21 protein-coding genes are annotated in these 17,377 nt (G+C 65.4%); all 21 read left to right on the top strand.

Features of this window, described 5'->3' with window-relative positions:
- Positions 1-63: 63 nt before the first annotated feature.
- The 21 genes from ACUZUJ_RS07725 (at position 64) to ACUZUJ_RS07625 (ending at position 17,347) form a co-directional block, all read left to right on the top strand.
- On the top strand, positions 64-801 hold the full coding sequence (locus ACUZUJ_RS07725; RefSeq protein ID WP_017512403.1) for a DUF5983 family protein: 738 nt from the start codon (positions 64-66) through the stop codon (positions 799-801).
- Between the two features lie 97 nt (positions 802-898).
- On the top strand, positions 899-1,177 hold the full coding sequence (locus tag ACUZUJ_RS07720) for a hypothetical protein (RefSeq protein ID WP_009459701.1): 279 nt from the start codon (positions 899-901) through the stop codon (positions 1,175-1,177).
- A 289-nt stretch (positions 1,178-1,466) separates the two neighbouring features.
- The gene (locus ACUZUJ_RS07715; protein WP_023103925.1) at positions 1,467-2,279 is read left to right on the top strand and encodes a hypothetical protein; all 813 of its coding nucleotides are present in this window, start codon (positions 1,467-1,469) and stop codon (positions 2,277-2,279) included.
- 124 nt (positions 2,280-2,403) lie between these two features.
- Complete coding sequence (locus tag ACUZUJ_RS07710) at positions 2,404-2,757, top strand: DUF3085 domain-containing protein (protein ID WP_009459699.1); 354 nt, start codon at positions 2,404-2,406, stop codon at positions 2,755-2,757.
- Between the two features lie 368 nt (positions 2,758-3,125).
- A complete protein-coding gene (locus ACUZUJ_RS07705) occupies positions 3,126-4,043 on the top strand; it encodes a DUF3577 domain-containing protein (protein WP_128730085.1) in 918 nt (305 codons plus the stop codon).
- Positions 4,044-4,100: 57 nt separating this feature from the next.
- Positions 4,101-4,790 (top strand): DUF3275 family protein, encoded by a 690-nt coding sequence (locus ACUZUJ_RS07700; RefSeq protein WP_023103923.1) that lies wholly within the window; start codon positions 4,101-4,103, stop codon positions 4,788-4,790.
- A 94-nt stretch (positions 4,791-4,884) separates the two neighbouring features.
- Positions 4,885-5,208, top strand: coding sequence for a hypothetical protein (locus ACUZUJ_RS07695; protein WP_023103922.1), 324 nt, complete (start codon positions 4,885-4,887; stop codon positions 5,206-5,208).
- A 101-nt stretch (positions 5,209-5,309) separates the two neighbouring features.
- A complete protein-coding gene (locus tag ACUZUJ_RS07690; protein WP_458220143.1) occupies positions 5,310-5,717 on the top strand; it encodes a hypothetical protein in 408 nt (135 codons plus the stop codon).
- A gap of 16 nt (positions 5,718-5,733) precedes the next feature.
- Positions 5,734-5,994 (top strand): hypothetical protein, encoded by a 261-nt coding sequence (locus ACUZUJ_RS07685; RefSeq protein WP_023095510.1) that lies wholly within the window; start codon positions 5,734-5,736, stop codon positions 5,992-5,994.
- A 76-nt stretch (positions 5,995-6,070) separates the two neighbouring features.
- Positions 6,071-6,721: a hypothetical protein gene (locus ACUZUJ_RS07680; RefSeq protein WP_023095509.1), complete on the top strand. Its 651-nt coding sequence runs from the start codon at positions 6,071-6,073 to the stop codon at positions 6,719-6,721.
- A 64-nt stretch (positions 6,722-6,785) separates the two neighbouring features.
- The gene (locus ACUZUJ_RS07675) at positions 6,786-7,895 is read left to right on the top strand and encodes a DUF6094 domain-containing protein (protein ID WP_023095508.1); all 1,110 of its coding nucleotides are present in this window, start codon (positions 6,786-6,788) and stop codon (positions 7,893-7,895) included.
- Between the two features lie 51 nt (positions 7,896-7,946).
- Positions 7,947-8,267, top strand: coding sequence for a hypothetical protein (locus ACUZUJ_RS07670; RefSeq protein ID WP_023095507.1), 321 nt, complete (start codon positions 7,947-7,949; stop codon positions 8,265-8,267).
- Between the two features lie 88 nt (positions 8,268-8,355).
- Positions 8,356-8,661 carry a hypothetical protein gene (locus tag ACUZUJ_RS07665; protein ID WP_023095506.1) on the top strand — a complete coding sequence of 102 codons (306 nt, stop codon included), beginning with the start codon at positions 8,356-8,358 and terminating at the stop codon, positions 8,659-8,661.
- 135 nt (positions 8,662-8,796) lie between these two features.
- Positions 8,797-11,076 carry a helicase-related protein gene (locus tag ACUZUJ_RS07660; protein WP_023095505.1) on the top strand — a complete coding sequence of 760 codons (2,280 nt, stop codon included), beginning with the start codon at positions 8,797-8,799 and terminating at the stop codon, positions 11,074-11,076.
- A 227-nt stretch (positions 11,077-11,303) separates the two neighbouring features.
- On the top strand, positions 11,304-11,903 hold the full coding sequence (gene pilL2 / locus ACUZUJ_RS07655; protein ID WP_023095504.1) for a PFGI-1 class ICE element type IV pilus protein PilL2: 600 nt from the start codon (positions 11,304-11,306) through the stop codon (positions 11,901-11,903).
- The gene (locus tag ACUZUJ_RS07650) at positions 11,900-12,541 is read left to right on the top strand and encodes a PilN family protein (protein ID WP_023095503.1); all 642 of its coding nucleotides are present in this window, start codon (positions 11,900-11,902) and stop codon (positions 12,539-12,541) included. Before pilL2 ends, ACUZUJ_RS07650 begins: the two co-directional genes overlap by 4 nt.
- A gap of 14 nt (positions 12,542-12,555) precedes the next feature.
- The gene (locus ACUZUJ_RS07645; RefSeq protein WP_033999121.1) at positions 12,556-13,281 is read left to right on the top strand and encodes a TIGR03759 family integrating conjugative element protein; all 726 of its coding nucleotides are present in this window, start codon (positions 12,556-12,558) and stop codon (positions 13,279-13,281) included.
- Complete coding sequence (locus ACUZUJ_RS07640; protein ID WP_023095501.1) at positions 13,263-13,874, top strand: transglycosylase SLT domain-containing protein; 612 nt, start codon at positions 13,263-13,265, stop codon at positions 13,872-13,874. Before ACUZUJ_RS07645 ends, ACUZUJ_RS07640 begins: the two co-directional genes overlap by 19 nt.
- Positions 13,871-14,410 carry an integrating conjugative element protein gene (locus tag ACUZUJ_RS07635; protein ID WP_023095500.1) on the top strand — a complete coding sequence of 180 codons (540 nt, stop codon included), beginning with the start codon at positions 13,871-13,873 and terminating at the stop codon, positions 14,408-14,410. The genes ACUZUJ_RS07640 and ACUZUJ_RS07635 overlap by 4 nt, the downstream gene beginning before the upstream one ends.
- A 4-nt stretch (positions 14,411-14,414) precedes the next feature.
- Positions 14,415-16,601, top strand: coding sequence for a type IV conjugative transfer system coupling protein TraD (traD, locus tag ACUZUJ_RS07630; protein ID WP_023095499.1), 2,187 nt, complete (start codon positions 14,415-14,417; stop codon positions 16,599-16,601).
- Positions 16,598-17,347, top strand: a complete 750-nt coding sequence (locus ACUZUJ_RS07625; RefSeq protein WP_023095498.1) for a TIGR03747 family integrating conjugative element membrane protein — start codon at positions 16,598-16,600, stop codon at positions 17,345-17,347. Before traD ends, ACUZUJ_RS07625 begins: the two co-directional genes overlap by 4 nt.
- Positions 17,348-17,377 lie beyond the last annotated feature (30 nt).

The following is a 17,377-nucleotide window of genomic DNA, read 5'->3' as shown; positions in this document are numbered from 1 at the left end:
ACCCGCCGGGTCCAATTCCCGGTGGCGGAGATTGGCCCCAATATTCAAATCTGGAGAGTTCCCATGTCCCAGAAACCCAATCCCTTTCTCCGCGGCTACTGGAATCTGAAAATCGTCCGCACGCTGTGCATCGGCTACGACGACGGAAGCCCGCATGTCTGGCGAATCATCCACGCGAGTCAAAAGCACTTTTCCGACGAGGAACTGATTTCATCCTCGTGCATCGTCACCAGCGATTTCGCCGTGGTCAGGAATGGTCCCGAACCCGTGAGTGCCGAGGTGCTGGCCGAATGCGATACCGCAGAAGGTGTCAGCGGCGAAGGTGTAATCGGTGCCGTGGTCTATGCCATCCATGGCGACGACTTCGACGGTCGCCCCATCCACGTCGGCGACGCCTATTCGGCAGAGGCAGCGCGGGAAGTCGTACAGCGCCTGAGTTTCGAGACCGGCTACTACAGCCGGTGCTGGGAAATCAGCAGCGCACACATCAGCCAAGAAACCGGCCAATACCTCGCCAACCTGGCAGACCTCGCTACGCCGGAGGCATTCCTGTTCATCGCGTTCCGGGTTCCGTACAGCCCGGCGATCGGCATCAAGCTGATCTCCACTCCCTGGACGGACAAGAACCTGGACCACGCCGAGGGCATCAGTGCGGAGCAGCTTCGCCAGGAGCACCGAAGCAAGGGTATGCCGGATGACCTGGCGAACGTCATTGAACTGGCTGGCCAGGCCGACGTGCGCATCCTGATTCTCGACGCCGACGCACCCGTGCTGTTGGGCCTGCCGTTGGCCGAATCCTAGCAGCCGCTCGACGCAACATCCTTCCTCTTTGTTCTCCCCCATACCGGCCCGTCTCCCTCCCGGAGCCGGGCTGGTCCATTTTCATAGGAGCAACCTCATGTTCCCCGACCTCATCTCGCGCACGCCAGACTTCGAGCACCAGCTCGGCGCCTGCGTCAATGCCATGGGCCAGGACGACGCCATCGGCCAGATCCTGGTATTCGAGCGCATGAGCGGCACGCTGCACATGCGCCATATCGCCAGCGCCGACCTGGTGGACACCGACATTGACGACTACGAAATGGTCGTCTTCGACGGTGGCAACACCAGCGGCGATACATGGAAGCATGTCTTCTTCCCACGTCAGCGCGAGCACTACTTCGTGTACGAAGCCTGACCCAACCAAGCCCCTTTTCGAGGGGCTTTTTCTTGTCCGCAGCGCAGGAAAGCGGGTGCGACGCTGTGCGATTTCTTGCAGGCAGGCCGCCCATTCCAGAGCCATCCTTGCTCCATGTTCGTCGGCGTTGCCGACACATGCCCTGGCAGCCGAGACCTTCAAGGCTGCAAGTGCGGGAAACCGTGCTGGTCGTTTCTTCCTATGGACGTACCCCGTCCGTTCACGCCACCCACAAGGGACCTCTCCCTTGCGGGCGGGGAATCCCTTGTTCTTCCTCAAGGAGATTCCCATGGACCGTTCCCTCATCAAATCCATGATGCCTTCGCTTGTCGCGGGCCATGTCCCTCGCAACGTGCGTTCGTTCAAATACCGCGTATTCGATGATCAGCCGCAGTCCTCGACGTTGGGCTTCGCCATTGACCCTCAGCCCTTCAACGGCAAGGTAGTCTCCGCGACCGACGATGCCATCGTCGTCAAGCTCAAGCCTTCCGAGTTCGCCGTGCTCGATCCCAACCTGGTGACCACCGTTCCCAGCGAGGGCGCCAAGGTCCATGTCCAACCCTACGCCCGGCGACGTTTCGACGGGCTTCGCGCGGACACCCCGGAAGTCGTCACCGAGAAGACTTCGGATGGCACGCCTTACACCATCACGAGGCATATCCTTGGCAAAGCACCCGCCAAGCTGCCCATTCCCGAGCCGCAGTGCATGGAGCTGGGCCAACTCATCGAGCAGTTGGAGGAGATGCCCGCGCCCGACGGGTTCCGGTGCATCACCCACATGCTGGTCGATGCAGGTGCCCGCGACTTCGCCTGGGTCGATCCCAAGCCCTCCAGGATCATCGAGACCCCGCCGGCGATCAGCTTCACGGTCTCAACCACCAAGTTCGAGGGTCAGGTGACGATCCTCTACGACCGTGGCGGCGACACCTACGTGGTGGAGCTGCACCGCGACGGTGAGTTGGTCGATAGGCACGACGAGGTGTATTTCGACATGCTCGGTGAAGTGCTGGAGCGGCTCATCGACGACGGGCGCTGGCGCCTGATCGACGTGAGCGTGATCGACGCCAAAGCCTTTCGGCAACGTCAGGCGGTTCCAGCCTGACGTGCCAGACAGGAAGCCTAGCGGCACGACTGATCAGTCCACAGCCTACCGGCGACTGCCCCACAAGCCTTCCATCCGTTTCGGTGGAGGGCTTTTTTCTTCATCCATACAGGAGATTTCAACCATGTCACTGCGATTCAGAGGCTCCGACCTGCGCCCCGTGCTTGCCGAAGCCATCGCCAACCAATGCCGCGTCGCCCTGGCCAAGGACCAGGGCGTGTACTTCCTCGCCGAGCGCGGAGAGCGCCGCCCCGATGGCCGCGTGAAGCTGCTGGCCTATGCCGTCGGCTGCAACCCGGATACCGACCCGTTCGATGACTGGTGGGAACTGGCACGCGCCGAGCTTGGCGGCGACGACTTCGGCGAGTTCTTCGACCCGAAAGACAGCGTTTTCACTCGCATTCTGCAAAGCTCAGATGATCTGGAGCTGTCCGCCACCGCTACGTATCTGTCGCTGGCGGCGGTGGAATCGGCGTAGTCCAAAAATGTCCGCATACCCCTTGAAGCCCCCATTTCGGGGGCTTTCTTTTGGGCGGAACTGGGCAGCCTGGAAAAAATGGGAAGCGCCCGGATGCCGATTGATTGCTGTCGCGCGCGCGAGGCCCGGCCATGCTGACCCCATGCCTGCTGACGTTGTCAGCGACATGCCAAGCAACCATCGGTCTTCAAGGTTGCGTCGCAGTTCCCACTGCGTGACCGAGCCAGCTCGCACCGCATCCATCCGCGAGCGGCCACCAGTCTCTGGTGGCGGATGCTTTCGCCTTATCGACCCACCGCGGGGTTACGCACCTTTCCCCGCATGCGTGGGGCTGGTGTGTCTCCGCTTCTTCCCTATGGAGATTCACCATGAACACCACGTCCAACGAGAAATCGTATTTCGACCTCCACACCTCGGGCATCGGCTACATCCAGCGTGTCCGTGAAGTGCCTGTCCGGGGCGGCCGCCGTGCGCAGCCTTTCCTGGCATGCACCGTTGCCGCGCTGGTCGGCCCCGCCAGGGACCCCAGCTACCGCTACTTCGACGTCAAGGTCTCGGGTGCCGAGGCCAAGAACCTCGTCCAGCGCTACATCGGCGTTGACGATCCCAAGCAGCGCCCGCTGGTGCGCTTCCGCCTCGGCGACCTGTGGGGCGATGCGTACATCCGCGACAAGGGCGAGCGCAAGGGTGAAGCCGCCGCGTCCCTCAAGGCGCGACTGCTCAAGGCCGAGCCGCTTGACCGGGCCGAACTGGCTTCCATCAAGCAGCACGAGCTGATCACCCGCGGCATCGGCTACCTCAGCCGTCCGAAGGACGTCACCCCCAAGGATGGCGATCCGTTCCTGTCGTGCTGCGTCGCGGCTCTGGCCGGGCCTGTCGGTGAACCGGACTATCGGTACTTCGACACCATCGTCGCCACCCCTGAAGCCGAGCACCTGGTTCGCCGGTGCGTGCAGGCCATCGAAGGGGACCGCAAGGTGCTGATCGCCTTCAAGTTGAACGACATGAAGATCGATCCGTACATCCGCACCAAGGGTGAGCGCGCCGGGGAGCCGGGAGCGAGCCTGGAATCGACGCTGATCCACATCGGTCTGATCAAGATCGACGGCACCCAGGTCTATCCGACGAGCCAGGCGCAAGCCGAGGAGTCGCAGGCCGAGGACGCACCCGCGCCCGAAGCCGAGGACGCCGCCGACACCGCTGCCGACCAGCCTATCGAGCCCGCCGAGCGCGAGCCCGCAGGTGAAGTCGAAGAGCAGGAGCCGGCATTGGCTGCTTCGTTCTGATCCGGCATGGCCCCTCACGGGGCCTTGCCTTTTTCCTATTCCTCAAGGAGAAGCATCATGGCAGTCACATCGGCACCCGAGAAATCGGCCACTCCCATCATCGTCCCGGGCCAGCTCGCGCTGCGCACCATTCATGGCCGCAACGGAAAGTTCAATGTTGGCAAGCTCGAATGCCAACTCGGAAAATTCACGATTAAAGACGCGGAGTTGGAGCAATACCCCGAGGGCAAGTATCAAGGGGAGTTCGTCCTTCGCTACATCTTCCTCAAAGGCTATCCGATCAGCGACGGCAGCATGCGTTTCGAGATGCGCGCCAACCTGGACGGTATGACACTTTTCGGCATCGACAAGCTGAGCAAGGCCGAAGCACATAGCTTCGCCCCGCAGGAAGTCGATCCGCTCGATGAAGATCAAGGGACACAGCCTGCGACAACGCCGGCCAAACCCGCCAAGGCATCCAGGTCCGCCAAACCTGCACCCGTGCAGACGTCCGCGGACCCGCTGGTCGATACCACGCCCTTCGGCGTGGACGCGCCGCCTGCTGCGGCTGCTGCCCCCGGCAGCACCGAGGATGGCGACGCCGCGCTGTTCGGCCTGTTGTGGCCGCTGGGCGAGTCTGTGAAGCTGGATTCGACCATCGACCGCCGCGCCCTGCGCGCCCAGATCGCCCGCCTGGGCGAACTGGGCTACGCGCTGGACTTCAAGACGCAGGAGTGGAGCCGCCAGGCCGAACTGCAACCTGCGTGATTGCAGACACCGCATCCGCGGTGTTCTTCATCCACCCGCTGGGGTTCCTTCCCCATGCGGGGGTGGCCTCGGCTTTCTTCTGGAGGTCTCCATCATGTCCACCATCACTTGCGATACACCCCGTTCCGCGCTGGACGAAACCGCGTGGCGCGCCGTTTGCAAGACGGCCGCCGAGCATGCCCAACGTGGTTGCGGCCTGTCCTGGGATCACTGGGTCACGCTTTTCAGCTCGGAGATCGACGCGCAAGCCAGTCGATTGCCGGAAAGCCAGCGCGTTCATGCGCTGGAAATCGCGACCCAGGAATGGGACTACGCAACACCTGCCGAACGGCAGGAAACCCAGGACTGGCTCGCTGAAAACGGCTGCTGTTCGCATGGGATCACGCTGGGTTGCTGCCCGGCCGGTTGCGGTTCCTAGCCCGCACTGCATTCCATCGCCGCACACGCGGCATTCCATCACCCGCTGGGGGTTCTTCCCCACGGGGAGGCCTCTGGCTCTACTTCTTCAGGAGGCCTCTCATGGGCTGGTATTTCTCTCCCCAATCGCGGTCTGAACTGATCGCCGAACTGATCGCACCGCAGGAGACCGAGCGCGCCAGCGTGAAGGTCATCGCCCACACGCTGCGCGGCAACGTCCTCTGGTCCGTCGCGGAAGTGACGGCCAGGGCCGAAGGCGTGCATCGTCATCTGGCGCCGGGCCAATCCCTGCGCTACATCCGTTGCGATCTGCTCGAACGCAGCGGCGGCCAGTGGGGCTACAAGCCGCTGGACGAGTCCATGCACCCGTACTACTACTCGTGCCCGCTGTCCTATCTGGATCTCGCACCGGAGCAGTCCGCCGACTGGCGTGCAGGCGTTCGCGCCTACCACGCGCGGCGGCGCACACCCACGGCACCTGCGGCACCCACCGCAGCGCTGATGGCCTGAGCCAGGAGGAACCGACATGGACTCGATCCTGGCTGCGCTTCCGCCCTCGCTGTTGAAGCTCGTTGAAGGGAGTTTGTCCAACGACGAAGTTTCGTCCGACGAGGAAATGCTGGAGTACTTCATCAGCAACGGTCTCACCGAGGAACAGGCACGGCAGGCACTGACCTACCGCGACCAGTACCTCAACAACATCTACCTGGAGGGCTTCACGCCAATCACTTCGGTAGATGAGGCGCTGCACTTCAACCCGCACACCCGGCAGTTCGAGCCGGACTGAGCGGCTTTCTTCCACCCCCTGGGGCAGTACTTGCCCCAGCGGGCGGTGCTGTTCCCGTTCATCCGAGGACACCACCATGCCCGCAAACACTTCTTCCACCACGCTGTATCGCATCGACGAATGCTCCGACGTGATGGCCGACGCTTGCGTCGGCGATGACCAGGGCAATCTGATCTTTCTGTCGATCTGGGCGCGCGACACCGCCGTCCAGCAGTTCCTCGCTCGTCTGACCCTCGGGCGCGACGAACAGGGCCTGGACCAGTTCCACGTCATCACCGACCAGGGCGGCAGCGTCCCGGTGTTCGTCAGCAACGTCGATCGCCTGGAAAAGCGCATGACCCGCGCCTACCGGCGAACGCTGTTCGGTTCGCTGTCCAACGTGTGGCTGTTCGACCGCCGCTGCGTCAAGCCCGACAAGGCCAACGCCAGCGCACTGGCATTGCTGCCCAAGGGCAGCGCCCACCGGCTTGACCGCCTGTGGATGCTGGTACGGGACACCTGCCCACTTCCGCTACTCGACCACTGGCGCGAACCCGTGCTGGAACTGCTACAGACCCGCGAGATGCTGGCCCGCCTTCCGTTCGCCCTCGGGCCGCTGGAAGGCCATCGGCTCGCCATCGATGTGCCGGCGCTGACCCTGGCGCTGGGCTCTCTGATCCGCAGTGACGTGCTCACCGCCTATCCCTATCCGGCCAAGATTTGGACGCCGGAAGCGGTAGCGGCTTGACCCACCCGCGAGAGCACGCCAAGGCGTGCTCTCGCACTTCATCCCCGCCAACCAGGAGACTTCCATGGCCCTCATGTTCCCGCGGCTCGCCCGCAATTTCGCCAAGAACGGGTATTACCCGACCGACGAACCCACGCTCGAAAGAGCCCTCAACGCACTGATGCCCAGCGATGGGCCGATGTGCATCCTCGATCCCTGCGCCGGCGAAGGCGTGGCGATCGCCGAAGCCGCTCATGCCCTCGGGCGCGAGCAGGCCAAGGCGTTCGCCGTCGAGTTCGACGCGGAACGGGCACGCCATGCCCGCGGCCTGGTCGATCACTGCCTGCACGCGGACCTGATGGACACGATGATCTCCAAGCAATCGTTCGGGCTGCTCTGGCTCAACCCACCGTATGGCGACCTGTCCAAGGACGTCAACGGCAACATCGGCTATCAGGGCCAGGGCCGTGCCCGCTTCGAGAAGCTCTTCTATCAGCGCAGCCTCTCGCTATTGCAGTATGGCGGCGTGCTGGTCTTCATCGTCCCCGGCTACGTGCTCGACGCCGAGCTGGTCGGCTGGCTGACGCGCCACTACACCGATCTGCGGATCTACCGAGCGGTGGAGACGCAGTTCAAGCAAGTGGTGATCTTCGGCCGCAGGGTGCGTCAGCGCGAGCTGGCACCCGATGGGCTCAAGGCCGTGCGCAATCTGCTGCTGCAGGTCGGGCTTGGTGAAGTCGAAGCCGAGGAGCTGCCGAGCGAATGGCCGTTCCTGCCGTACATCGTCCCCGCCAGTCCGGCCGAGCCAGAGCACTTCTTCCGCGTGACGATGGAGCCGGAGCAGTTCGCCGATGAAGTCGGCCGGCTGCAAGGCCTCTGGCCGTCGCAGGACACGCACCTGGGGGCCGCGCAGCAGTCGCTGCGTCCGCCAGCGCGTGCCTTGTCCCACTGGCATCTCGCCCTGGCCCTGGCCGCGGGCGCGATCTCGGGGGTTGTGCGCTCCAAGACCGGGCGCGTGCTCGTCGTCAAAGGTGACACCCACAAGGACAAGACGCTTCAACGCGAATTCACCGAACGCGAAGACGGCTCCATCGCCGAGACCCGCATCCTCACCGACAAGTTCGTGCCCGTCATCCGCGCGTGGGACATGACGCCCGGCTCCGCTACACGGGGCGAGGTCCTGACCATCCGTTAATCCACCGGACGCGCTGCCGTCCTGCTGTACCACCTCGAAGGAGAAACACCCATGTTCTCAAGCCTGTTCAAGCGGCCCGCGCCGCAGAAGCAACCGTTGTTCGCACCAGGTACGTTGCAGTTGAGCGAGAAGGTGCATTGGCTGGCCCGCAAAGGCCTGATCGACCCCTTGGCTCTTGTCCAGCGCCATGTGCGCGGTGACTGGGGCGAGACCGATGAGGCCACCCGTCAAGCCAAAGATGTCGCAATCCGTGGGGACGATCCGATGATCTCCCACTTCAGGATCACGCCCGAACTGGTGTTGATCGTCAAAACCAGCGAGGACCACCAGACCACGGTGATCCAGCTTCCCGAAGAACGGGACATGATCTGACAGCACCATCGTCGTCTTCATCCACCTGACGGAGCCACTTCACTCCGCCAGGGGTGTCGTGGCTCAATGACTCATCAAGGAGGAGCCCATGGCATCACATCGCGTTGAAACCTACTGCCACAGGCTGGCGTTTCCAATCGGTGCGCTCATCTTCAGCAGAGGCATCGACCGCCTGGTCCGCACGGGTCGCCTCGACCCGATCCCGTACTTCAGGCGCCACACCCGTGGCGACTGGGGCGACGTCAACCTCCAGCAATGGCAGGCCAACAGCACTGCACTGCAATCAGGTGCATCGCTGGAATCCCGCTACGTGATCCATCCGGGGCTGGCCATCCGCATCGTCACCGATGCGCAGCGCAGCGCCACCGTCATCGTGCTGCCGTCCGAAGACTGAGCACGATTCACCAGCAGGCCGCCACGGCCGGCAACTTCGACCACCTCGGCCAAGCGCCGATTTCCTTCCCACTGCGGGGCATGCCATTGCCCCGCTGGGGGTGGTGCATGCCCCATTTTTCATTGGAGCATCACCATGTCCCTCGATCTCGAAACCACTGCCGCTGAAGCCGCGCCCGTACAGGGCGAACTGCTCGATGCGGAATCTTCCCCTCTGACCCTGAGCCTTCAGGATTTCGTCGGCGAGTTCGGTGACGAACTGCTCGACGCCCTCAACAGCGCCAACCCGCCGGTCTATAACGGCCAGCCGCAGGCGCACCGACAACTCATCGTCGCCAGCCTCAAGCGCAAGCTCTTCCAGGCCCAGGCCGAAGTCGTCCACGCCGCCGCGGAGCTGCTGATCGATCGTGGCGAACGCGCCGCGATCGTCAATGGCGAAATGGGCTGCGGTAAGACGACCGTCGGCATCGCCACGGCCGCCGTGCTCAACGCCGAAGGCTACCGCCGCACCCTGGTTCTTTCCCCGCCGCACCTTGTTTACAAGTGGCGGCGCGAGATCCAGGAAACAGTGGCGGGTGCCAAGGTGTGGGTGCTCAACGGGCCGGATACGCTCGTCAAGCTCATCAAGCTGCGCGAGCAGTTGAACGTCCAGCCCACGGGCCAGGAGTTCTTTGTCTTGGGCCGGGTCAGGATGCGGATGGGGTTCCACTGGAAGCCCGTCTTCACCCAGCGACGCACCCGTCACGGCAACGTGGCGGCTTGCCCGGACTGCGGCACGGTCATCACCGACCTCGACGGCGAGCCGGTCAACCCGGTCGCACTCCAAGCCGAGGAATACCGCAGGAAGTGCAGCCATTGCGCCGCGCCCCTGTGGACGCTGATCCGCCCACGCAGCCTGTCTGGCAGCGACCAGTCCTCAGCCGTGCTGAAAGCCTTGAAGCGCATCCCGACTATCGGGGAAGTCACCGCGCAGAAGCTGATGCAGAAGTTCGGCGACGGGTTCCTGGCGTCGATGCTGGGCGACAACATCCATGAGTTCATCAACCTCATGGACGGCAACGGCGAGCTGGTGTTTTCCGACCGTCAGGCCACGCGCATGGAGCGTGCGATGGCCAACATGGAGTTCGGCTTTGGCGAGGGCGGCTACCAGCCGTCCGAGTTCATCAAGCGCTACCTGCCGCAAGGCACGTTCGACCTGTGCATAGCGGACGAGGCTCACGAGTACAAGAACGGTGGCAGTGCCCAGGGCCAGGCCATGGGCGTGCTGGCGGCGAAGGCTCGCAAGACCTTGCTGCTGACAGGCACGCTGATGGGCGGCTACGGGGACGACCTGTTCTACCTGCTGTTCCGAGCCCTGCCTGGGCGGATGATCGAAGACGGCTACCGCCCGACCACGAGCGGCAGCATGACCTCGGCGGCCATGGCGTTCATGAGGGACCACGGGGTCCTCAAGGACATCTACTCCGAAAGCACCGGCACGGCGCACAAGACGGCCAGGGGCACCAAGGTATCGGTGCGCACGGTCAAGGCTCCCGGCTTCGGGCCGAAGGGGGTCTTGCGGTGCATCCTGCCGTTCACGATCTTCCTCAAACTCAAGGACATCGGCGGCAACGTCCTGCCGCCGTATGACGAGGAGTTCCGTGAAGTCGCAATGGACACGGCGCAAGCCGCGGCCTACCGCGACCTGGCGGGTCGGCTGACCGCGGAGCTGAAACAGGCTCTGGCGCGACGCGATACGACGCTGCTGGGTGTGGTGCTCAACGTGCTGCTGGCCTGGCCGGACTGCTGCTTCCGGTCGGAAACCGTGGTGCATCCGCGCACGCGCAACACCTTGGCGTTCGTCCAGGCTCAGTTCAACGAGTTCGAGGTGACGCCGAAAGAGCGCGAGCTGATCGACATCTGCAAAGAGGAGAAGGCGCAGGGCCGCAAGGTTCTGGCCTACACGGTCTATACCGGCACGCGCGACACCACGTCGCGCTTGAAGGTATTGCTGGAGCAAGAAGGTTTTCGGGTGGCAGTGCTGCGCGCAAGCGTGGACGCCAGCCGCCGCGAAGACTGGATCGCCGAGCAACTGGACCGTGGCATCGACGTGCTCATCACCAACCCCGAGCTGGTCAAGACGGGCTTGGACCTGTTGGACTTCCCGACGATCGTTTTCATGCAGTCGGGCTACAACGTGTACTCGCTCCAGCAGGCGGCACGCCGCTCCTGGCGCATCGGACAGAAACAGCCGGTGCGCGTGATCTACCTCGGCTACGCCGGTTCCTCGCAGATGACCTGCCTGGAGCTGATGGCCAAGAAGATCATGGTCTCGCAGTCCACCTCCGGCGACGTGCCCGAATCGGGCCTGGATGTGCTCAACCAAGACGGTGATTCCGTCGAAGTCGCGCTGGCCCGGCAACTGGTCGCCGCCTGATCCCCACGCCAACGCCGGCCTCGCGCCGCCGGCTTTCCATTGTTCCCACCTTGCAGCCACGCCCACGGTCTCCGTGGACGTGGCTGCATCTTCACTGGCCCCTTCGGGGGCCTTTTTCTTTGGAGGGAGGCTTTCGGTAAATCGGGCGCTGCCTGGTTCGCATTGTTTGCTGCCGCTCGTGGCCCGAGCGGCGATGGTGAGGGCTCGATGTTTCAGGACGACGCGCCATGTGCCCCTCTCCACCCTGGTTTCACCATCCCGAACGCCGCCTGCTGGCGGGTTTTCTCGGCCTGCTTTGGTCGGTGCTGGCCGGTGGCTGCGCGACGACGACCGCGCCGGTCGCGCCCCACACCATCGAGGAAGTCTCGGCCGCGCCCGAACCCGAGGCGCCGGAGTACATCCCCGTCGTGCGCTACGGCCGCTATACCCTCGTGGAACTCGCACCCACGGCGGCGCAGCGCGACCTGCTTTTGCAGACCATCGATGTCGCCATGCCGGAAGACGCCCGCGCCACGGTCGGCGACGGGCTGCGGCATGTGCTCAGGCGCAGCGGTTACCGACTCTGCGAAACCGCGCATGCCGTGGTCGAGCTGTACGCACTGCCACTGCCGGCAGCGCACTTGCACCTCGGCCCCATGACCCTGCGCGATGCGCTGCTCACGCTGGCTGGCCCGGCCTGGGAACTGCATTCGGATGACCGCGCACGGCAAATCTGCTTCGAGCGGCCCGGCGACAGCATGGCCGCCGACAACGCCCACGCGCTGCCCGCCACCGAGGCGGCGCAGACCTTTCCGCTGGCGCCCGCGGCATCGGGAGGCCAGCCATGAACAGCCCGCAGCCCGCCCATCGTTCAACGGCCGCCGTGGTGGTGCAGAGCCTGATGTGGCTCTGGCTGATCGGCCTCAGTGTCCTCGTTGCCCTGGGTTACCAGGCGATGAACGACCAGGCCGACCAGGAGCGCCTGGATTCCCGCCTGCAACGCCTCGAAGCGCAGGCAACAGGCCTGGCCGAGACCATCGAGGCCATCCAGCAGCGTCCGGCCGTCGCAACGGCGGCGGATCTCAAAGACATCCGCCAATTCCTGGAAGCTCGTGCAGCCCAGGTCGAGAAAACGCTGAGCGCCTATGCCGCTGCCGACGACCTTCAGGCGCTGCGCGCCGAAGTCGAGCAGGTCAAGGCGCGGCAGACCGCTGCGCGCGCCGCTACACCCGCCCAGCCGCGCACCAGGAACAAGCCCACCGCCAAGCCCGAACCACCGCCGCTCCCGTTCCGCATCGTCGGGGCCGAACTGCGTGCCGGCGAGCGCAGCGTGTCCGTCGCGCCAAGCAATGGCGACTTCACGCCCGACCAGCTTCAGGTGCTGCTACCCGGCGATGCGGTCGGCCCGTGGCGCTTGCAGGCCGTCGAGGGCAACACCGCCGTGTTCCAGGCCGGCGACCAGACCCGCCGCGTGGCGATCCCCTGACCGGAGCAGATCGCATGAAGCCATCGATCATCCTTTCCGCGCTCTTGCTGGCGTCCACCCAGTGGCCCGCCTGGGCGCAGCAGCCCGCCACAGCCCCCGCCCGCAATGCGCAAAGCCAGGAGCGCCCGCTGGTCGCTCGCGTTCTGGATGACCGGGTGGCGAGCGACTGGGGCCTGCAACCGCAGGAGTGGGCGCGCTACCGCGAACTGATGGACGGGCCGCTGGGCATCTACTCGCCCAACCTGGACCCGCTGTCGGCCCTGGGCATCGAGGCCCGCACCGACGAGGAACGGCGCCGCTACGCAGAGCTGCAGGTGCAGGTCGAAGCGCGCCGCGTGGAGAAGCTGCTTGCCTATCAGCGCGCCTACGACGAGGCCTGGCAGCGCCTGAACCCCGGCATGCAGCGAGTGAACCTGCCGGACGACAAGCCGGTCGCCGGAGCCACGCGCGGCTCCGGCCGCACAGCGGTGTTCGTCAAGGACGGCTGCGATGCCTGCGGCCAGCTCGTGCAGCGCCTGCAATCGGCGGGCACCGAATTCGATCTGTACATGGTCGGCAGCCGCCAGGACGACGGGCGCATCCGCGACTGGGCCAAGCGCGCGAACGTCGATCCGGCGCGCGTGCGCCGCGGCACCATCACGCTCAACCACGACGGCGGTCGCTGGCTGTCGCTGGGCCTGCCCGGCGACTTGCCCGCAGTCGTGCGCGAGGTGAACGGCCAATGGCAGCGCCAGCCGTAGTCGCCACCTCTGTTTCGCAGTTCTTGCGCGCACTGACGCTCGCCGCCGGCCTGGGCGCCTGCGTCGCCCAGGCCCAGGCCCAGGAGGTTCCGCCGCCGGCCTACCAGCTCGCCGCGCAGCGCGCAGGCATCCCCTCGACGGTGCTCTACGCCGTGGCCTTGCAGGAGAGCGGCATCCGCCGCAATGGGCGCATCGTCCCGTGGCCGTGGTCGCTCAACGTCGCCGGCCAGTCGCGCCGCTATGCGACCCGCGCCGACGCCTGCGCGGGCTTGCAGCGGGCGATGCGCTCCACGCCGCACACGCGCATCGACGCGGGTCTGGGCCAGATCAACCTCGGCTACCACCAGCAGCGCTACGCCACCGCGTGCGACCTGCTGGACCCGTACCGCAACCTCGCCATCGCCGCCGAGATCCTGCGCGAGCAGCACACCCCCGGCGAGGACTGGTTGCTCGCGATCGGCCGCTATCACCGTCCTGCGGGCGGTGAGCCCGCCGCCCGCTATCGCCGCAGCGTGTCGCGCCACCTTGCCCGCGTACAGGGCGCGCGCGCAACCGCCGCGGTTCTCGCCGCACGCCAGGAGACATCCCCATGACGACATCCCATCTGGCCTTGCGGGGCCTGCTCGTACTGCTGGCAGGCTTGCCGCTGGCCTCGCTTGCCGGCGAGCCGCTGATCGTGGTCGAAGACCGCGGCGGCGCGTCGGCGCTGCCGTACTACGAAGCCCTGAACCTCCAGCCGCGTGCCAACGCGCCGGCCCGGCCGCCGATCCCGACACCCCAGGTTCCCGCCACGCCGGCGGACGAGGCCGCGATGCTGCCGGTGCGCAGCGCCAAGCTCACGCCCGGCACCGTCGCGCGGCGGGTCATCGAGGCCCCGGGCCTGCGTCCTTTCGTGGTCGTCGGCGACGACGAGGCGTCCCATGCCTGGCTTCGCCGCCAGGCGACCGCGCTGCGCGAGCGTGGCGCGGTCGGCCTGGTGGTCAACGTCGAGACCATGCAGGGCCTGGCGCGGCTGCGCGCACTGGTGCCCGGTGTACCCCTCGCGCCCGCGTCCGGCGACGACCTGGCCGAGCGCCTCGGCTTGCGGCACTACCCGGCGCTGATCACGGCCACCGGCATCGAGCAATGAAGCCATGTCGGGGAAACAGCCGGTCGAGGTACTGCTTCGCCCAGCGGTGGAGCTATACACCGTTGCCGCATGCGCGGGCGCCGCGTTTCTGTCCCTGGTGGCCCCATGGTCGCTCGCGCTGAGCCCGTCCATGGGCGTCGGCAGCGCGCTGGCGTTCGGCGCCTACGGCGCGATCCGCTACCGCGATGCCCGCGTCATCCTGCGCTACCGGCGCAACATCCGCCGCCTGCCGCGCTACGTGATGACCAGCAAGGACGTGCCGGTCAGCCAGCAGCGGCTGTTCGTGGGGCGCGGTTTCCTGTGGGAGCAGAAGCACACCCATAGGCTGATGCAGACGTACCGGCCGGAGTTCCGCCGCTACGTCGAGCCGACGCCGGCCTACCGGCTGGCTCGACGGCTGGAAGAACGATTGGAGTTCGCGCCGTTCCCGCTGTCTGGGCTGTCCGCGCTTACCGGCTGGGACGTGCCTTTCAACCCGGTGCAGCCGCTTCCGCCCGTGGGCGGCTTGCCCCGTCTGCACGGCATCGAGCCCGACGAGGTGGACGTCAGCTTGCCGCTCGGCGAGCGCGTCGGTCACTCGCTGGTGCTGGGCACCACGCGCGTCGGCAAGACCCGGCTGGCCGAACTGTTCGTGACCCAGGACATCCGGCGCGTGAACGCCGCGGGCGAGCACGAGGTGGTGATCGTCATTGACCCCAAGGGCGATGCCGATCTCCTGAAGAGGATGTACGTCGAGGCCAAGCGCGCGGGCCGCGAAGGCGAGTTCTACGTCTTTCATTTGGGCTGGCCGGACATTTCCGCGCGCTACAACGCCGTGGGGCGCTTCGGCCGCATCAGCGAGGTGGCCACCCGCGTCGCGGGGCAGCTTTCCGGCGAAGGCAACAGCGCGGCGTTCCGCGAGTTCGCCTGGCGCTTCGTCAACATCATCGCGCGCGCCCTGGTGGAACTGGGACAGCGACCGGACTACATGCTGATCCAGCGGCACGTCATCAACATCGACGCGCTGTTCATCGAGTACGCCCAGCATTACTTCGCCAAGACCGAGCCCAAGGCCTGGGAGGTGATCGTCCAGATCGAGGCCAAGCTCAACGAGAAGAACATTCCGCGCAACATGATCGGGCGCGAGAAGCGCGTGGTGGCGCTGGAGCAGTACCTCTCGCAGGCACGCAACTATGACCCGGTGCTGGATGGTCTGCGCTCTGCTGTCCGATACGACAAGACCTATTTCGACAAGATCGTCGCCAGCCTCTTGCCGCTGCTGGAGAAGCTCACCAGCGGCAAGATCGCGCAGCTCCTGGCCCCGAACTACTCCGACCTGGCCGACCCGCGCCCGATCTTCGATTGGATGCAGATCATCCGTAAGAGGGCCATCGTCTATGTGGGCCTGGATGCACTCTCCGACGCCGAGGTCGCCGCAGCGGTCGGCAACTCGATGTTCAGCGATCTCGTGTCGGTCGCCGGGCATATCTACAAGCACGGGATCGACGACGGCCTGCCGGGCGCATCGGCCGGTGCGCGCGTGCCCATCAATGTCCACGCCGACGAATTCAACGAGTTGATGGGCGACGAGTTCATTCCATTGATCAACAAGGGGGGTGGCGCAGGCCTCCAGGTCACCGCGTACACGCAGACCCTCTCGGACATCGAGGCCCGCATCGGCAACCGCGCCAAGGCCGGTCAGGTGATCGGCAACTTCAACAACCTGTTCATGCTGCGTGTGCGCGAAACCGCGACCGCTGAACTGCTGACTCGGCAACTGCCGAAGGTCGAGGTCTATACCACCACCATCGTCAGCGGCGCGACCGACAGCTCCGACATTCGCGGGGCGACGGATTTCACGTCGAACACCCAGGACCGCATCAGCATGTCCAGCGTGCCGATGATCGAGCCGTCGCACGTCGTCGGCCTGCCCAAGGGCCAGTGCTTCGCGCTGCTGCAGGGCGGCCAGCTTTGGAAAGTGCGCATGCCGCTGCCGGCCCCGGACCCGGACGAGGTGATGCCGGCAGACTTGCAGCAACTGGCCGGGTACATGCGCCAGAGCTACAGCGAAGCGACGCAGTGGTGGGAGTTCACCAGCGCCCCGGCATTGCAGGACGCAGCCTTGCCTGATGATCTGCTGGATGACGCCGCGCTAGCCGAACCGGCCGCCTTTGGCGCAGGCGATACGGATAGCGACGAGGCAGCGCCATGAGCGACGCGGCCAGCACCACCCAGCGAGAGCAGAACCGCCGTCGGGGTTTGATTATCGGCACGATAACGCTGCCATTTCGGCTGCTCGGGGTGCTGATCGGCTCGCTGCTGTTCTCGATCGTGATGGAGTGCGTCGGCATGCACCTGTTCTGGAAGGATCAGGGCTGGCGCCATTCCCAGCAGATGTTGCAGTACGAGCTGGGGCATCTGTCCAGCCACTTCACGCGCAGCGTCGTCGTACAGGAGCCGGGCCGCACGGCGCACGAACTGGTGGATACCGGCTACGAATGGGTTTTCGTGCGCTCGGGGCTGCTGGAGCGTATGAGCCAGACTGCCGAGCGTGCGCGCACGCCCAGCCAGGGGCAGACGCTCAATTTCCGCTACTACATCAGTCAGGTCTATGTCTGGGCCGAGAACTACCTGATTGCCGCGGCCTTCACCACCCTCACGTTCCTGGTGCGCCTGCTGGTTCTGGTGCTCACGCTGCCGCTGATCTTCACCGCGGCGTTCGTCGGCCTGATCGACGGTCTTGTGCGGCGGGACGTGCGCCGGTTCGGCGCGGGCCGGGAATCCGGCTTCATCTACCACCGCGCGAAGGCGAGCCTGATGCCGCTGGCCGTGCTGCCGTGGATCACGTACCTGGCCTTGCCGATCTCGGTGCATCCACTGCTGATCCTGCTGCCCAGCGCCGCCTTGCTGGGACTGGCCGTGAGCCTGACTGCGGGTAGCTTCAAGAAGTACTTATAACCACACACAGCACCGAATATCGACGTTCGG

Source organism: Stenotrophomonas sp. S4 (assembly GCF_054187805.2).
The sequence above is the reverse complement of the archived record's forward strand: the minus strand, read 5'-3'. Positions and strand labels throughout refer to the sequence as shown.

Coding starts and splice junctions, on each gene's coding strand:
- ACUZUJ_RS07725 (WP_017512403.1), top strand. CDS start 64: ATGTCCCAGAAACCCAATCCCTTTCTCCGCGGCTACTGGAATCTGAAA.
- ACUZUJ_RS07720 (WP_009459701.1), top strand. CDS start 899: ATGTTCCCCGACCTCATCTCGCGCACGCCAGACTTCGAGCACCAGCTC.
- ACUZUJ_RS07715 (WP_023103925.1), top strand. CDS start 1,467: ATGGACCGTTCCCTCATCAAATCCATGATGCCTTCGCTTGTCGCGGGC.
- ACUZUJ_RS07710 (WP_009459699.1), top strand. CDS start 2,404: ATGTCACTGCGATTCAGAGGCTCCGACCTGCGCCCCGTGCTTGCCGAA.
- ACUZUJ_RS07705 (WP_128730085.1), top strand. CDS start 3,126: ATGAACACCACGTCCAACGAGAAATCGTATTTCGACCTCCACACCTCG.
- ACUZUJ_RS07700 (WP_023103923.1), top strand. CDS start 4,101: ATGGCAGTCACATCGGCACCCGAGAAATCGGCCACTCCCATCATCGTC.
- ACUZUJ_RS07695 (WP_023103922.1), top strand. CDS start 4,885: ATGTCCACCATCACTTGCGATACACCCCGTTCCGCGCTGGACGAAACC.
- ACUZUJ_RS07690 (WP_458220143.1), top strand. CDS start 5,310: ATGGGCTGGTATTTCTCTCCCCAATCGCGGTCTGAACTGATCGCCGAA.
- ACUZUJ_RS07685 (WP_023095510.1), top strand. CDS start 5,734: ATGGACTCGATCCTGGCTGCGCTTCCGCCCTCGCTGTTGAAGCTCGTT.
- ACUZUJ_RS07680 (WP_023095509.1), top strand. CDS start 6,071: ATGCCCGCAAACACTTCTTCCACCACGCTGTATCGCATCGACGAATGC.
- ACUZUJ_RS07675 (WP_023095508.1), top strand. CDS start 6,786: ATGGCCCTCATGTTCCCGCGGCTCGCCCGCAATTTCGCCAAGAACGGG.
- ACUZUJ_RS07670 (WP_023095507.1), top strand. CDS start 7,947: ATGTTCTCAAGCCTGTTCAAGCGGCCCGCGCCGCAGAAGCAACCGTTG.
- ACUZUJ_RS07665 (WP_023095506.1), top strand. CDS start 8,356: ATGGCATCACATCGCGTTGAAACCTACTGCCACAGGCTGGCGTTTCCA.
- ACUZUJ_RS07660 (WP_023095505.1), top strand. CDS start 8,797: ATGTCCCTCGATCTCGAAACCACTGCCGCTGAAGCCGCGCCCGTACAG.
- pilL2 (WP_023095504.1), top strand. CDS start 11,304: ATGTGCCCCTCTCCACCCTGGTTTCACCATCCCGAACGCCGCCTGCTG.
- ACUZUJ_RS07650 (WP_023095503.1), top strand. CDS start 11,900: ATGAACAGCCCGCAGCCCGCCCATCGTTCAACGGCCGCCGTGGTGGTG.
- ACUZUJ_RS07645 (WP_033999121.1), top strand. CDS start 12,556: ATGAAGCCATCGATCATCCTTTCCGCGCTCTTGCTGGCGTCCACCCAG.
- ACUZUJ_RS07640 (WP_023095501.1), top strand. CDS start 13,263: ATGGCAGCGCCAGCCGTAGTCGCCACCTCTGTTTCGCAGTTCTTGCGC.
- ACUZUJ_RS07635 (WP_023095500.1), top strand. CDS start 13,871: ATGACGACATCCCATCTGGCCTTGCGGGGCCTGCTCGTACTGCTGGCA.
- traD (WP_023095499.1), top strand. CDS start 14,415: ATGTCGGGGAAACAGCCGGTCGAGGTACTGCTTCGCCCAGCGGTGGAG.
- ACUZUJ_RS07625 (WP_023095498.1), top strand. CDS start 16,598: ATGAGCGACGCGGCCAGCACCACCCAGCGAGAGCAGAACCGCCGTCGG.